This window comes from Nocardia sp. BSTN01, from assembly GCF_015354405.1.
Classification (GTDB): domain Bacteria; phylum Actinomycetota; class Actinomycetes; order Mycobacteriales; family Mycobacteriaceae; genus Nocardia.
This window is the reverse complement of the sequence record NZ_JADKYP010000025.1, coordinates 37,211-51,325: the sequence shown is the minus strand read 5'-3', so window position 1 is coordinate 51,325 and position 14,115 is coordinate 37,211. Positions and strand designations below refer to the sequence as shown.

Genomic DNA, 14,115 nt, shown 5'->3' with positions numbered 1-14,115 from the left:
ATCTCGCCCGGCAGCGGGAGGGCGCGCGTAGCATCGCTGCCGTGAGTGGTGATCCGAGGCCGGGCCCACCGGCCGGAGGCGGGGACACGTCGTTCACCGGATCGATCCCGCAGATCTACGACACGCTGCTGGTTCCGATGATCTTCGCCGAGCCCGCTCGGCTGCTCGCGCAGGCGGTGGCCGCGACCGCCGCGGTCGACATTCTCGAAACCGCGGCGGGGACCGGGGTGCTGACCAGAGAGCTGGCACGGCTGGAGGGCCGCGACATCGTGGCGACCGACCTGAACGAACCCATGCTGACGACCGCAGCGAACCGCTCGGCGTCGGATCGGGTGCGGTGGCAGGTGGCCGACGCCGGGCATCTGCCGTTCGCCGCATGTTCGTTCGACGTGGTGGCCTGCCAGTTCGGCGCCATGTTTCTGCCCGACAAGGTCGCCGGATACGCCGAAACCCTGCGGGTGTTGCGCCCGGGCGGCGTGTTCGCCTTCAACGTCTGGGACCGGCTCGAGACCAATGCCTTGGCCCTGGTCGTCACCGAGGCGCTGTGCGCGGCGGCACCCGGCGAACCGCTCGAGTTCTTCCGCCGCACACCGCACGGATACTTCGACCTCGACCGGATTCGCGGCGAACTCGCAGAAGCCGGCTTCGAACAGATCACCGGTGAGTACCTCGACGGGTCGAGCCGGGCGACTGCCGAGACCGCTGCGGTGGCCCTTTGCCAGGGCACCCCGCTGCGCGGCGAGATCGAACGACACTCGTCGCTCGATATCGAGTCCGCTACCGCGATCGCGGCCGAGGCACTGCGCGGCCGATTCGGGCGCGGCGAATTCGGCGCGCCGATGCGGTGGCTGCAGATGACAGCACGGCGGCCGGACCGTGTCCCCGAGACGCGGTCCGGCCGGGTCGAGCTGTCAGACTCGGTGCGGATCCCACGTGGCGATCGCCCAGATCACCACGATGTCGAGGGCGATGACCAGGATCGACCACCACGGATAGTGCGGCAGCCACAGGAAATTGGCGATGATGGACAAGCCCAGTAGCGCGATCGCCAGCATCTGTCCCCACGTCGAACGGGTGAACAGACCGGCGGCGGCCGCCACCATCAGGACGCCGAGGATGAGGTGGATCCATCCCCATCCGCTGATGTCGAACTTGTAGATGTAGTCCGGCCCCGAGACGTAGACGTCGTCCTTCGCGATGGCCGAAACGCCCTGCAGGATGGACACGACTCCGGTGACGGCCAGCAGGGCCGCCGCGGCCAGCGACGTACCGGCTGCTACCGCATGCCGGGTGTCGGATCGCCCGTTCGGTGTTCCGTGTTGCGTAGCCGTCACGACGGCTCACCCCTTTTCGTGAACCTCGCCGGCGGGCCGTCCGCCGGCGTGCACCGACATGCGTCGGTCCTGGTGGGTTGTGACATGCGGCCCTGCGCTGCCTCCTGACCAGCCGCCGCGGCGGATGATGGTCCCGGTTCGCTCGTCGACCTGGTACATCCCTCGATGGACGAATTCGGCGAGCCAACCGGGCATCTAACGATTCGTCGCGGAAAACGTCGCGGATTATCACGAACCGGTGGACCGGTCGATCGACCCCGAAACGTAACCGAATTGCCGGTTCCGGCGTCACCCGGCAGTCGACGAGGGCTGCGGCCCGGCAGGGGTTTCCGGTGCGGCCGCGGGCCGCGCGAGAATTTCGATGATCAGCAGCAGCGCACCCGCGACCAGCACGATGCCCACCACGACCAAGCCGGTGGCGTAGGGCCACAACACCAGGACGAGCACGGCGCCGGCCAGCACCGCGAGGCGCAGCGGCGTCCGATAGTGCGCGGCGAACGTCTCGACCACAGTGGGCGGGCGCCGACGCCGGCCGCGGACGGCGACCATGAGCCGCCCGAAACCGGAACGCACCGACTGCGCCGAATGGGACGACCCGGCCAGATACCCCACCGCGGCCACGACCAGGCTCACCACCGCGACCGCGCGCAGCGACACCCGCAGCGGGTGGATCACGGTGTCGAACAATGCGGTGGCGGCCGGCGGTGACAAAGCATCGGGCGGAACGGCATCCAGGTAGATACTGCGAGCGATCACCACCCCGATGGCCAGCAGCACCATCGCGACCGCGCCGGCGACGCCGGCCAAGGCGAGGGTCCGCAGCCGCCGCCCGCGGGGAGCCAGCCACACCGCGCCCGCCGCGGTGGCCAATGCCACCCACGGCAGGATGTTCGCCGACCGATCGAGCGTACGCAGCCACGACTGGTACTTGGGCAGTTCGGTGGCGTGGAAGATGACGAATTGCGCGTCGACATCAGGAATCTTGTCCGCCAAGCTGATTCCACGTGCGTCGAGCCGTTCGCGCACCGTCGCCAGGATCGGCTTCAGCGAAATGCTCACGGTGCCGTCGTCGCTGACCTCGATCCCGGGTCTGGTCTCCCCCTTGACGACGTGGACCAGCGCGTCGTGCGCGCGGCGGTTGGCCGTGTCCCACGCCTCGCGGAATTGATCGCTGGTCACCACTGCCGTCGCGGCCTGGTGGATGTAGTTCTCGGCCTGGTCGGCCACCAGCGCGGGCAGACTGTTCAAGGCCGCGACCGCACGGGGCCGATCCGACAATTGCCCGACGTTCTGAGTGAGCGCGTTGACCGCGTCGGCCGTGTACGCCTTGATGTCGACGCGGGTGACGATCGCGTCGGTGATCTTGTCGGCCAACTCCTTCTGGATCGCCGGATCGGTCGCCAGCGGTGCGACGGTCGTGACGTAGCGGTCGGTGTCGAAGATCTGGCTGCGCACGAACCGCGTCGTCACCGATCCGATGATCAGCACCGCGGTCAGGATCAGCAGCAGCACGACCCCGGTCCAGCGCCACGCGTGCCGGCGGGTCGGGTGCGGTGGATGCGCCGCGACATAGGCGCGCAAGCGCTCGAGTTCGGCACGATCGTCGGCGGACAGTTCCGCATCCGACTGCGGTGGGCGGGCATCTCGATCATCGGCGGACATGACGGCTCATACCCTTCCGGGCCGATCGGCACGGCCCAGAACTGATTCGGCGCCGTTGCCCTCGAAAGGACAACGCATTCACCGCCGTCCCCGGATCGATCCCACTCCGTGACCGATCGTTGTCCGCTAGGGCACCGGGCCGGTCGCCGGCGAACCGATGCGAGAAGCGCTTCCCGGACCTTGCTATTCGTGCGGCAGTTCGCCGGTGACGATGTGGTCGGCGAGGTTGAGACCTTCGCGGGCGAGGCGGGCGAGGTGGCCGTCGCGGATGCGGTAGATGATGCGGCGGCCTTCGCGGCGGGTCTCGACCATGCCGGTGAAGCGCAATTTCGCCAGGTGCTGGCTGACCGAGGTGCGGGAGCCGCCGCAGGCTTCGGTGAGGGCGGTGACGTCGGCCTCGCCCTCGGCGAGGACCCAGAGGATGTGCAGCCGGGTCGGATCGGCGAGCATCCGGAACACCGAGGTGGCGGCGTCGAGACGGGCCGGGTCTGGTGCGACGCGGTGCACCAGGCTGGGCGGCAGGGCGTCAACTGCGGGGGTTTCCTCACCTGTCATGGGTTGGTTCACCGACTTCCTGCTGTGGCCATCTGCGCACCCGACGATACGTGGACCGGCCACATCCGCGCGGCGATCACGGCGGCGGCAGCGGCCAGGACCGCCGAAACCACCGCCGCCCAGGCTTGTCCGGCGGTGGCGCCCAGCCAGCCGGCGATCGGATAGGTCACCAGGAAACAGGCGTGCGAGAGCGAGAACTGCGCGGTGAACACGGCGGTGCGAGTGCCGCCGTCGGATTGGGCGCGCAACAGCCGCGCCGAGGGTGTGTTGATCAGCGAGGTACCCGCGCCCATATCCGACCACGCCACCACCAGCAGCGTCCAGCCCGCCCGCGGTCCGGGCTCGAGGGCGGCGAGCATCGCGGCGCCGGCGAGACCGGCGGGCAGGATCGCACACCCGATCAGCATGAGGCGGCGATCGGGAATGCCGGTGAGCAGCCGCGGAATCGCGAGCGCGACGATCATCGAACCACCGCCGAAGCAGCCCAGCGCCACCGCGACCGCGGACGCCGGCCCGTGCAGCAGGTCGCGCACGTAGACCACGGTGTTGACGACGACCAGCGCGGTCGCCGCGGCGACGGCGACGTTCATCGCCAGCAGCCCGCGCAGCACCGGACTCGCCGCCATCAGGCGTGCGCCCGAGGTGATCCGGGCCGGCAGCGAACCGGTCCGGTCGGCGGGCACCGATCGAGGCAGCGTGGTGCGCACCACCATGATCGCGGAGGTCGCGAAACCCGCTGCGGTGCCGACGAACAGCAGGTGATAGCCGACCACGGTCAGCAATGCCGCCGCCACGACGGGACTGAGCAGCGATTCCAGGTCGTAGGCCAGCCGCGAGAGCGACAGCCCGCGGGTGTAGTCCTCCTCGTCCGGCAGGATCGACGGGATGACCGCCTGGAAGGCCGGGGTGAACGTGGCCGAGGCCGCCTGCAGTACGAAGATCAGGACATAGATCTGCCAGACGTGCGTGACCAGCGGCAACAGCAATGCGATGACCAGCCGGACCACATCGGCCGATACCAGCAGCACCCGCCGCGGCACCCGGTCGGTCAGCGCCGAGATCACCGGCGCCACGAAGACGTAGGCGACCATCTTGATCGCCAGCGCGGTACCCAGCACCGCACCGGCATCGGTTCCGGCCAGATCGTAGGCCGCCAAACCCAGCGCGACGGTCAGCAGACCGGTCCCGACCAGAGCCACCACCTGCGCGGTGAACAAGCGCCGGAAACGGTCGTGCCGCAAGACCTCCAGCACGTCGGGACCTCCGGAATCCGCGGAACGCATCGAACACCGCCAGTTTAAGACAATAGGTGCGCAATTGTGAACCTATTGTCGTCTCGACCGGTTCGATGGCACCGCGCCACAATTCGATCTCCGCCGAGAAGTGGAGGTAGGTTCGGGACGACAGGCCGAGAGTCGCCGTCGGCGAGAGCGCAAGGAGGTCCAGCGTGCACGGGATCTCGCTGGAGGCGGACCGCTGGCGGGAACGGCTACGCACCAATCTGTGGTTCGTCCCGACCCTGGAAGTCCTGGCCGCGGTAGCGCTGTTCGCACTGACCTTCACCCTCGACCGCACGGCCTACCACAGCGGAACGAGCCTGCCCACCTGGGTGCTGGGCGGCACGCCCGATGCTGCACGCCAGGTACTGACCTCCATCGCCGCCGCGATCATCACCGTGGTCGGTGTCGTCTTCTCGATCACGATCCTCGCGCTGACGCTGGCCTCCACTCAGTTCGGGCCGCGCATGCTGCGCAATTTCATCCGCGACCGCGGCACCCAGCTGACCCTCGGCACCTTCGTCGCGACCTTCGTGTACGCGATCGCGGCGCTGGTGTCGGTCGGCGAGGATTTCGTCCCGCACATCAGCGCCACGGTGTCGATCGGTTCGCTGGTGGTCGATCTGGCGGTGCTCATCTACTTCATCAATCACATCGGCGGGCAGATCCAATTGCCTAATGTGGTCGCCGACATCGCGCGCGAAGTGCGCACCGCGGTCGACGCCAACGCCGACACCACCGCGAGCGGGGCGAAACACGGTCCGTCGGCACGTGAACTACGCGATCTGCTGGCCCGGTCCGGCGGCGAGGTGCGCACCTCCAACAGCGGATATCTCCAGTACATCCGTTACGAGCGGCTGGTCCGGCTGGCCGCCGAGGCGGATGCGGTCATCCATTTGCCTTATCGCCCAGGGCATTTCGTGACCGAGGGGCAGGTGATCGCGCGAGTGTGGCCGGCGCAGGCCGCGAAGGGGATCGAGAAGAAGTTCTCCCGCGGCCACGTCACCGGCTCGATGCGCAGCCTGGTGCAGGACGTGTCCTTCGGTGTCGATCAGATCGTCGAGATCGCCCTGCGCGCGCTCGCCTCCGCGACCAACGACACGTTCACGGTGCTGACGTGTATCGACTGGCTCGGCGACTGCCTGTCGCGCATCGCGGTCACCTGGGAACCGAATCCGGTGCGCCGCGACAAGGACGGTCACATCCGGGTGCTCGCCGCACAGGTCAGCTACGAGCGGCTGGTTCAGCGCGCCTTCGAGAAGATCCGCCAAGCCGGTGCCGGGCAACCGGCGGTGATGATCCGCCAGCTCGACGCCCTGGCGCAGATCGCCGACCGCGTCACCGATCCCGACCGGCTCCGGGTGATCCTCGAACAGGCGACGATGATCGAGCACGCGGTGCCGCTCATACCGGAGGAACCCGACCGCGCCGATGTCCTGCGCCGATGCCACGCCCTGCACACCCAGATCTCGGCGGAACGCGCAGCGCTCGCCACTCGACCACGACAGTCCACGCCCGCATCGAATCCGGCACCGTGACCGCTGGGCGGTGCTCAGATCGGTAGGTGCGGTTCGGAATCCGAGACGTCGAACCGCACCCCGGTTCGCAGCAGGTCGGTCGCGGAGAGCCCGAAGGTGTGCCGGAAGGTGTCACTGAAATGCGACGATGAGGCGAAACCGGCATCGACCGCGCTGCGGGTCAGGTCGTATCCGGAAGCGAGGCCGTGCACGACCCGGAGCAGACGCGCCCACTGCTGGTATCGGCGGAAGGTGGTGCCGGTGTCCCGGGCGAACAGACGCAGGAAATACGAGGTCGACATTCCGAGCCGGGCCGCGACCTCCGGGGCGCGGTACACCCGATCGGGCGCGTTCCGGATGGTCTCGGCGAGCCTGGTGATCCGCGGATCGGCGGCCGAGCCGGTCGTCGGCCCCGCGGCCCGCAGCCCGGTGTAGCCGGCGATCACGTCGGGCGCGGCACCGTCGCGGCAGGCCGCGGCGATCCCGGCCTCGGACCGATAACCGAAACCGAAGGGACCGAAGGACTCTCGCACCGTGCCCGACGCATCGGATACCGGCCGGCGCGCCGGATCGGCGAACAACAGCAACACTCGCCCCTCGGGAACCAGTACCCGATGGGGAACGCGCGCAGGCGCGTAGACACTGCCCGGGCGCATCGAGCCCACTGCCGGAGAGTCGAAGATCAGCGGCCCGTCCACACCCACATTGAGCACGTCGACCGCCGCGGCGTGCGGCCTCACCCCGATGTTGGGACCGAGATACCCGGCGTGATCGGGCCTGATCCACACCAGCGGCGGTTGGTCACCGCACGTTTTCGGAAGTCCCGCGGTGCGCACACCTGCGACGCTAGCGCCACGACGGCTACGCGTCGACCCCTTCGAGAAAGAGTGACCACCATGTCCCCACTCGGCATCTCCGCCACCGCGGATGCTTTCCGGCTGTCGGCGGCGACAACGCTGCGGGCACATGCGCAGTCGGGCTTCGGCGCCTCGGATTTCCGCCTGTACCGCCCGTGGTATCCGACCGCCACCACCGCCTGGCCCGAGCGGATACTGTTGAGCGTCAACGAATTCCGCCCGCACCGGCTGTCCGACCTGGTCCCGGTCGCCACGATCTCGGCACGGCTGGAGAAGCAGGTGCTGCGGACCGACGGCGCGCTGGGCATCGTCACCAGCTATCAGCCGTGGGGACGGATCACCTATTCGCTGTCGCTGTGGGCCGATGCCGACGCGCTGGAGGAGTTCACCGGCAGCCCGGACCACGTCACGGTGATGAACACCTACCGCTCCCGCGGCTATCTGCGCCACATCCACTGGTGGGGCCGGCATCGATCGATCGGCGAGTCGATGGCCGAGGCGCACCGTCGCCTGGACGCGGGCGAAGGGCGGCGCGTGGGCGAACCGCGCGACCGGTGGGCCCGCCACGACCGGCAGCGGACGGCCACCGCATCGGATCCCGCGCGGTGAAGGTCCTCGTACTCGGTGGATACGGCGCCGTCGGCACACATGTGGTCACCGAACTTCGTCGAACCGGTGTCACGGCGGTAGCGGCCGGACGGAATCCCGCCCGCGCCGATACGCCCGTCGACCTCGGCGATCCGCTGCTCACCGGATATCGAGCGGCGCTGGCGGGAACCGATGTCGTCGTCAATGCCTCGGGCGCCGAAAATCCGGCACTGGCCGCGGTGGCCGGCGCCGCCCGCTGCGCGTTCGTCGACATCACCGCCACCTCCGCCTATATCGAGGCGCTTCGCCGGCTGCCGACGGCCGCACCGATTCTGGTCGATGTCGGCCTCGCTCCGGGACTGACCGATCTGCTGGCGCACGCGGTCCACCGGGACGCCCCCGGGCCGATCGATCTGGCGGTGCTGCTCGGCGCGGGCGAGCACCACGGCGCGGCAGCCACGGAGTGGTCGTATCGGCTGCTGGGCAGGCACTTCCACGCGCACGGCCAACGCGTTCGCAACTACACCCGGCCGAAGTCATTCCGTTTCCCGGGGCATCGCCGGCCGCGTCTGCTGTACCGCGCCGACTTCGCCGACCAGCACACCCTGAGCGACGAACTGCGAGTTCCCGTCCGCACCTTCTTCGGACTGGATTCCCGGACCGCCACCGCCGCCCTGGCCGCCGCGACCTGGCTGCCGGGCGCCTCGAGAGTCCCGCGCGGACTGCATTTTCCGGGAAGCGACCGGTGGATCGTGCTCGCCCGCGATCGTCACGGCGGCACGCGGTGGGCGCACGGGCACGGCCAGTCCCGTGCCACCGGCGTGATCGCCGCGGCAGCCGCCGCGCGCGCACCGGACACCTCGCCGGGTGTGCACGCGTTGCCCGCGGTCCTGGGTCTGGCGGATCTTCCCGCCGACGAGATCTGCCTCGGGCGAACCCGGTGACAGCCGGCGGATGGTCGGCATTGGTTCGACTTTTCCGCCCGATGTCGATTTCGGCGGCGGCCGTTCGTATGGGAGGTAAGGGTCGCGATCGTGCGCGTCCCCGGAATCGAGAGGAGCAGCGCGATGCGAACGATCACGGTGACGATGAATGTCACGCTCGACGGTGTCGTACAGGGACTGGGCCGCGCGGACGAGGACACCCGCGGCGGTTTCCCGTTCGGCGGGTGGGGGCAGCGATTCCACGACGACGTGCTCGTCCGGGAGATGGGCAAAGATATGGCCGAGCCCGGCGACATGCTGTTCGGGCGGCGCACCTGGGAGGACTTCACCACCGTGTGGGGACGGGCCGACGACAATCCGTACAGCAGACATATGAACGCGGCGACGAAGTACGTCGCGTCGACCGGCCTGGACGACGTCGACGCGTGGCAGAACTCGATCCTGCTGCGCGGCGACGCGACTCGGACCGTGCGCGAAGTGAAGTCGCGTCCCGGGAAGAATCTGTCGATCATCGGCAGCGCGGCCCTGGTGCGCAGCCTGCACGGCGCCGGGTTGATCGATCGGTACACGCTGGTGATCCACCCGCTCACCCTCGGTGCGGGGACCAGGTTGTTCGAAGATGCCGCGCCGTTGACCGAATTTCGCCTCCTCGGTAGCGTCGCGACCACCACGGGCGTGATCATCGCCCGCTACGCCCGGCGCTGAGGAGAGGGCCGTGCCCGAATATCTGCTCTCGATCTACCAACCCGACAGCGGTGCGCCCGATGCCGAGACCATGGACCGGATCGTGGCCGACCTGCACCGGCTCAACGAAGAACTGCGCGACAGCGGGTCGTGGGTGTTCACCGGCGGCCTGCACGGGCCCGACAGTGCGACCGTGGTGCGAGCCGACGGGTTGCTCACCGACGGGCCCTATCTGGAGGGCAAGGAACATATCGGTGGGATCTGGGTGATCACCGCGCCCGATCTGGATGCGGCGCTGGCATGGGGACGCAAGGCGGCGGCGGCCACCACGTTACCGATCGAAATCCGCCCGTTCCGAGACGTTCCACCGTTCTGACGCGATGACACCGGAGCAGATCGCCGCCGTCTTCCGCGCCGAATACGGCCGGGCCGTCGCCGTGCTGATTCGTATGCTCGGCGATATCGACCTGGCCGAGGACGCGGTCGCCGACGCCTTCGCCATCGCGTCGCGTCGCTGGCCGCAGGACGGGCCGCCGCCGAGTCCGGCCGGCTGGATCATCACCACCGCCCGGCGCCGAGCCATCGACCAGCTGCGTCGCGAATCGGCCCGGGCCGGCAAGTACGCCGAGGCGGCGATCGCGCACGCCCCGTCCGACGACATCGAGGACAGCGCCGTGCCCGACGAGCAACTCCGGCTGATCTTCACCTGCTGCCACCCGGCGCTGAACCGGCTCGCGCAGGTCGCGCTCACCCTGCGGCTGCTGGGCGGACTGACGACCCCCGAAATCGCTCGCGCGTTCCTGGTCCGGGAGACGACGATGGCGCAGCGGCTGGCCCGCGCGAAGGCCAAGATTCGCGACGCCCGCATCCCCTACCGGGTGCCCGGCGAGACCGATCTGCCCGAACGGCTCGACTCCGTTCTCGCCACCCTGTTTCTGATCTTCAACGAGGGATATGTCGCCTCGTCGGGCGCGGAACTGCTGCGCACGGACCTGTGCGAGGAGGCCGTCCGGCTCACTCGTGCGCTGGTCGCCTCGATGCCCGACGAGCCGGAGGCGGCGGGCCTGCTCGCCCTCATGCTGCTCGCCCACGCTCGCCGCGACGCCCGCACCGACGCGTCCGGCGCTTTCGTCCGCCTCGGCGACCAGGACCGCGGCCGCTGGGATGCCGCACTGGTCCCGGAGGGCCGGGCCATCGTGCGCGCCTGCCTGCGCCGCAACCGCCCCGGCCGCTACCAGCTGCTCGCCGCGATCAACGCCGCGCACACCGATGCGGTCACCGACTGGACGCAGATCCTCGCGCTCTACGACCGGTTGACGCGCCTCGACCCGAATCCGGTTGTGGCACTTCATCGAGCGGTGGCGGTGGCCGAGGTCGACGGACCGGCCGCGGCACTGACTCTCGTGGACGCTGTGGACCTGACCGAGCACTATTTGTTCCATGCCGTCCGCGCGGATCTGCTCGCCCGCCTGGGCCGGGCCGAAGAGGCGAGACGCAGCTTCGACACCGCCGCCCGCCTCACCGAAAACCAGCGCGAACGCGACTACCTGGCCACCCGGAGCGCAGCGCTGACGCGCTGACCGGTCACCGCGCCCGCGCCACCGCCCGTATCGCCCGCAGTCGTCCGTCGGCCAGCGCGTCGGTGAGATGTGCTGCGCGCGTGGCGAAGTCGGGCACGAAGGCGTGCAGGCCGAGTGGGTTGGGCGGCAGCCCCCGCACCATGCGCATCACGGCCACGGCCTCGTCGGTGCGGTCGTCCCACCGCTCGACGGCGAATCCGGACGCCTCGATCGTCGCGCGCAGGGCGGCGGGGGTGACGAGGTGCCCGAAGCCGGGACTGTCGGCCCACGGGAGCGGATAGTCGGGTTCACCGGCGCCGGAGGTGGTGATGTCCCAGAGTGCGAGCCGTCCCCCACGCGCCAGCACCCGGCGCATTTCGCGGTAGAGGCCGTCCTTGTCGGCGATATTCATCTGGACGTGCTGACTGAATACGACGCCGAAGGCGCCGTCCGGGAACGGCAGTGCGGTGACATCGGCGCACCGCACGGCGATTCGATCGCCCAGGCCGACGAGTTCGTCGAGCCAGCGGGCGATCTCGCAGTACTCCTGCACCATGTCGACGCCGGTGACCCGGCATCCGAATCGGTCGGCCAGGTACCGGGCGGTGCCGCCGATGCCGGTGCCGGCGTCGAGAACCTCTGTGGCAGAAGTTATTTCGACAAGGTCGGCCAGTTCGCCGGTCGCGATGCGGCCGCTGGTGTGAAAGTCCTCGAGCATCGCCAGATCGGCGAGCCGCAGGCGGTCGAGATCCTTGCCGGCGGCGAGCAGCGCGCGTTCGATATCGGTTCGGGCCGCGCCGGTGGCGTACTGGGCGGGGATCTGGGTGCGAGTCATGCGCTTACTCCGATACAGAGGAATGCCCGGCCACTCGGCGACCGACCTTTCCTTTTCATGCTAGAGCCGCAAAGTAGAGATTTTCAACTAATAAATACGGAAACTCTACTTGAACCGATATAGTGGACGCATGCGAAGCTACGGCCAGTACTGTTCGATCGCTCGCGCCCTGGATGTGGTCGGCGATCGCTGGACCCTGCTGATCGTGCGCGAACTGCTGATCCAGGGGCCGTGCCGATTCACCGACCTGAAGAACGGGCTGCCCGGCATCGCCGCGAATCTGCTGTCCACCCGCCTCCGCGAACTGGAGGACGCCGGATTGATCGACCGCGAGGATGCGCCGCCGCCCGTCGCGACGGCGCTCTATCGGCTCACCGAATCCGGGCGGGAACTGGAACCCGCCTTGCGCGCACTCGGGCGCTGGGGACTGCGGTACATGGAGACGGTCACCCCGACGGACACGTTCCTTCCGCAGTGGCTGGCCTACGTACCCACCTGGTTCACCGCCGACGCCGACCCCTCGGCCGCGCCGGTGGTGATTCAGCTCGTCGTCGACGACGTGCACGCTGTCGTCGACGTCGATGCGGGCCGCGTCGAGACCCGCGTCGGCAGCACCGACGCCGCCGATCTGGTCCTCGACGGACCCGCCAATGCGGTCCTCGGCCTGCTCACCGGCGTGATCGATCTCGAGGTGGCGCGGCGGATCGGGCTCACCGCGCGCGGCGACCGTGAGGTCCTCACCCGTCTGCGGCCCCTCGCGGCACAGTCATAGCCGCCGCACAGGCCAGACCGCGGGCGCACACATCCGCACCACACAGGATCGGTGCGTACCCGAACGGAATGTGCCGAAGGAGAATTCACGGTGAAGATGATGAAGTCGAAGCTCGCGAAGGCGGCGGTGGCCGGTGGCGTCGTACTGGGAACGGTCGGTATCGGCGCCGGTGTCGCCAGCGCGGACCCCGGCCACCAGCAGCAGCAACCGGCTCCCGAACAGCATCAGCCGACGCAGCAGCATCAGAATCAGCAGCCGAACCCGCAGCCGGCCCAGCACGGCTTCTGGCTGTTCGGCCAGTGGATCCCGCTGCCCTGACCCAACGCTCGAACACCCGCGCCGCATCATCGCGGCGCGGGTGTTCTGCTGTCTGCGAGCGGGTTTCAGAGATGATCGGCGTCGATCACGGCCTGCGCGAAGGCCGCGGGCGCTTCCTGCGGGACGTCGTGGCCGACCCCGGGCAGCGTGCGGTGCTCGTACTTGCCGGTGAACTTCGCGCGGTAGCTCTTGCCGTCGGCGTTGGCGCCGTCGAAATCGCTGCCGATGGTGATGGTCGGGACGGTGATCGCCGGGCCCTGAGCCAGCGTGGTCTCCTCCGCCGCGTACTGCGGTTCGCCGGGGACCAAGCCCAGGCGCCAGCGGTAGTTGGAGATCACGACGTCGACATGGTCGGGATTGCCGAACGAGGCGGCGCTGCGATCGTAGGTGGCGTCGTCGAAGTTCCACTTCGGCGAGGCGGTCTTCCAGATGTACTTGTCGAAATCGTGGACGTTGCGGCGGTAGCCGAGCACGCCGCGGTCGGTGGCGAAGTAGTACTGATACCACCAGCCGGCCTCCGCGGCCGGCGCGAGCGGCTGCTGATTGGCCGCGACATCGGTGATCAGATAGCCACTCACGGCCACCAGCGCCTTCACCCGCTGCGGCCACAGCGCCGCGATCACGTCGGCAGTCCTTGCGCCCCAGTCATATCCACCGAAGACCGCCTTGTCGATGTGCAGGGCGTCCATGAGCGCGATGACGTCGTGCGCGACCGCCGCCTGCTCGCCGTTGCGCGCGGTGTCCGGAGACAGGAATCGCGTCGGACCGTAGCCGCGCAGATACGGCACGATCACCCGGTAGCCCTGGGCGGCCAGCCGCGGGCCGACGTCGATGTAGCTCGCCGGATCGTAAGGCCAGCCGTGGATCAGCACGACCGCCGGCCCGTTCTCCGGACCGTATTCGACGTAGGCGGTATCGAGGACACCGGCGTCGATGTGCTTGATCGGGCCGAGGGCGGTGTGTTCACCGGCGCCGACGCCCGCGGCGCTCGCCGGAGCGGCGGGAGCCTGCGCATCCGTCCCCGACGAGCACGCCGCCAGTGACGCGACTACCGCCGTCGCCGCGATGATCTGCGCGAACCGCTTCTTGGTGAACATCTGCTCATCTCCCGTGTCCTCGTCCGCCGCGCCCACTGCCACGGCTTCGATAGGACGAACGGTAGGCGGCACCGGTGTGCGGACGCGCCCGTCGGATGACGGTATGTGCGTACGTC

Annotated in this window: 15 protein-coding genes and 1 pseudogene; 9 read left to right on the top strand and 7 right to left on the bottom strand. The window is 69.0% G+C overall.

What is annotated here, in order from left to right:
• Positions 1-137: 137 nt before the first annotated feature.
• Positions 138-488, top strand: a pseudogene (locus IRT45_RS37065) (class I SAM-dependent methyltransferase); the annotation flags it as partial.
• Positions 489-911: 423 nt separating this feature from the next.
• Here the strand turns inward: IRT45_RS37065 and IRT45_RS20665 are convergent.
• The 4 genes from IRT45_RS20665 to IRT45_RS20650 form a co-directional block, all read right to left on the bottom strand.
• Complete coding sequence (locus tag IRT45_RS20665; protein WP_051043580.1) at positions 912-1,334, bottom strand: hypothetical protein; 423 nt, start codon at positions 1,332-1,334, stop codon at positions 912-914.
• A gap of 288 nt (positions 1,335-1,622) precedes the next feature.
• On the bottom strand, positions 1,623-2,996 hold the full coding sequence (locus IRT45_RS20660) for a hypothetical protein (protein ID WP_194807483.1): 1,374 nt from the start codon (positions 2,994-2,996) through the stop codon (positions 1,623-1,625).
• A 183-nt stretch (positions 2,997-3,179) separates the two neighbouring features.
• Positions 3,180-3,551, bottom strand: a complete 372-nt coding sequence (locus IRT45_RS20655; RefSeq protein WP_194807482.1) for a metalloregulator ArsR/SmtB family transcription factor — start codon at positions 3,549-3,551, stop codon at positions 3,180-3,182.
• Positions 3,552-3,559: 8 nt separating this feature from the next.
• Complete coding sequence (locus IRT45_RS20650; RefSeq protein ID WP_228534677.1) at positions 3,560-4,834, bottom strand: MFS transporter; 1,275 nt, start codon at positions 4,832-4,834, stop codon at positions 3,560-3,562.
• A 164-nt stretch (positions 4,835-4,998) separates the two neighbouring features.
• On the opposite strand from IRT45_RS20650, the gene IRT45_RS20645 reads away from it, so the two are divergent.
• Positions 4,999-6,366, top strand: a complete 1,368-nt coding sequence (locus IRT45_RS20645; protein ID WP_194807481.1) for a DUF2254 domain-containing protein — start codon at positions 4,999-5,001, stop codon at positions 6,364-6,366.
• Between the two features lie 14 nt (positions 6,367-6,380).
• Here IRT45_RS20645 and IRT45_RS20640 read toward each other — a convergent pair whose 3' ends face one another.
• A complete protein-coding gene (locus IRT45_RS20640; protein WP_194807480.1) occupies positions 6,381-7,181 on the bottom strand; it encodes an AraC family transcriptional regulator in 801 nt (266 codons plus the stop codon).
• 60 nt (positions 7,182-7,241) lie between these two features.
• Here IRT45_RS20640 and IRT45_RS20635 point away from each other — a divergent pair, with 60 nt between their 5' ends.
• The 5 genes from IRT45_RS20635 (at position 7,242) to IRT45_RS20615 (ending at position 10,998) form a co-directional block, all read left to right on the top strand.
• Complete coding sequence (locus IRT45_RS20635; RefSeq protein ID WP_194807479.1) at positions 7,242-7,811, top strand: hypothetical protein; 570 nt, start codon at positions 7,242-7,244, stop codon at positions 7,809-7,811.
• A complete protein-coding gene (locus IRT45_RS20630; RefSeq protein WP_194807478.1) occupies positions 7,808-8,734 on the top strand; it encodes a saccharopine dehydrogenase in 927 nt (308 codons plus the stop codon). The genes IRT45_RS20635 and IRT45_RS20630 overlap by 4 nt, the downstream gene beginning before the upstream one ends.
• A 123-nt stretch (positions 8,735-8,857) precedes the next feature.
• Positions 8,858-9,439, top strand: a complete 582-nt coding sequence (locus tag IRT45_RS20625) for a dihydrofolate reductase family protein (protein WP_194807477.1) — start codon at positions 8,858-8,860, stop codon at positions 9,437-9,439.
• 10 nt (positions 9,440-9,449) lie between these two features.
• Positions 9,450-9,794: a YciI family protein gene (locus IRT45_RS20620; RefSeq protein WP_194807476.1), complete on the top strand. Its 345-nt coding sequence runs from the start codon at positions 9,450-9,452 to the stop codon at positions 9,792-9,794.
• A gap of 4 nt (positions 9,795-9,798) precedes the next feature.
• Entirely contained in the window at positions 9,799-10,998 is a 1,200-nt protein-coding gene (locus IRT45_RS20615) for an RNA polymerase sigma factor (RefSeq protein WP_194807475.1), read from the top strand.
• 4 nt (positions 10,999-11,002) lie between these two features.
• Here IRT45_RS20615 and IRT45_RS20610 read toward each other — a convergent pair whose 3' ends face one another.
• Positions 11,003-11,812 (bottom strand): class I SAM-dependent methyltransferase, encoded by an 810-nt coding sequence (locus tag IRT45_RS20610; RefSeq protein ID WP_194807474.1) that lies wholly within the window; start codon positions 11,810-11,812, stop codon positions 11,003-11,005.
• A 130-nt stretch (positions 11,813-11,942) separates the two neighbouring features.
• Here IRT45_RS20610 and IRT45_RS20605 point away from each other — a divergent pair, with 130 nt between their 5' ends.
• Together IRT45_RS20605 and IRT45_RS20600 are read left to right on the top strand one after the other, a co-directional pair.
• On the top strand, positions 11,943-12,584 hold the full coding sequence (locus IRT45_RS20605) for a helix-turn-helix domain-containing protein (RefSeq protein ID WP_194807473.1): 642 nt from the start codon (positions 11,943-11,945) through the stop codon (positions 12,582-12,584).
• A gap of 99 nt (positions 12,585-12,683) precedes the next feature.
• Positions 12,684-12,902 carry a hypothetical protein gene (locus IRT45_RS20600; protein WP_039782650.1) on the top strand — a complete coding sequence of 73 codons (219 nt, stop codon included), beginning with the start codon at positions 12,684-12,686 and terminating at the stop codon, positions 12,900-12,902.
• Positions 12,903-12,967: 65 nt separating this feature from the next.
• Here IRT45_RS20600 and IRT45_RS20595 read toward each other — a convergent pair whose 3' ends face one another.
• The gene (locus IRT45_RS20595; RefSeq protein ID WP_194807497.1) at positions 12,968-13,999 is read right to left on the bottom strand and encodes an alpha/beta fold hydrolase; all 1,032 of its coding nucleotides are present in this window, start codon (positions 13,997-13,999) and stop codon (positions 12,968-12,970) included.
• Positions 14,000-14,115 lie beyond the last annotated feature (116 nt).

Excerpts from the sequence above, each read along its gene's own strand:
- IRT45_RS20610 (WP_194807474.1), bottom strand. The coding sequence starts at position 11,812 with ATGACTCGCACCCAGATCCCCGCCCAGTACGCCACCGGCGCGGCCCGA.
- IRT45_RS20600 (WP_039782650.1), top strand. The coding sequence starts at position 12,684 with ATGAAGTCGAAGCTCGCGAAGGCGGCGGTGGCCGGTGGCGTCGTACTG.
- IRT45_RS20595 (WP_194807497.1), bottom strand. The coding sequence starts at position 13,999 with ATGTTCACCAAGAAGCGGTTCGCGCAGATCATCGCGGCGACGGCGGTA.
- IRT45_RS20625 (WP_194807477.1), top strand. The coding sequence starts at position 8,858 with ATGCGAACGATCACGGTGACGATGAATGTCACGCTCGACGGTGTCGTA.
- IRT45_RS20660 (WP_194807483.1), bottom strand. The coding sequence starts at position 2,996 with ATGTCCGCCGATGATCGAGATGCCCGCCCACCGCAGTCGGATGCGGAA.
- IRT45_RS20605 (WP_194807473.1), top strand. The coding sequence starts at position 11,943 with ATGCGAAGCTACGGCCAGTACTGTTCGATCGCTCGCGCCCTGGATGTG.
- IRT45_RS20615 (WP_194807475.1), top strand. The coding sequence starts at position 9,799 with ATGACACCGGAGCAGATCGCCGCCGTCTTCCGCGCCGAATACGGCCGG.
- IRT45_RS20655 (WP_194807482.1), bottom strand. The coding sequence starts at position 3,551 with ATGACAGGTGAGGAAACCCCCGCAGTTGACGCCCTGCCGCCCAGCCTG.
- IRT45_RS20635 (WP_194807479.1), top strand. The coding sequence starts at position 7,242 with ATGTCCCCACTCGGCATCTCCGCCACCGCGGATGCTTTCCGGCTGTCG.
- IRT45_RS20650 (WP_228534677.1), bottom strand. The coding sequence starts at position 4,834 with ATGCGTTCCGCGGATTCCGGAGGTCCCGACGTGCTGGAGGTCTTGCGG.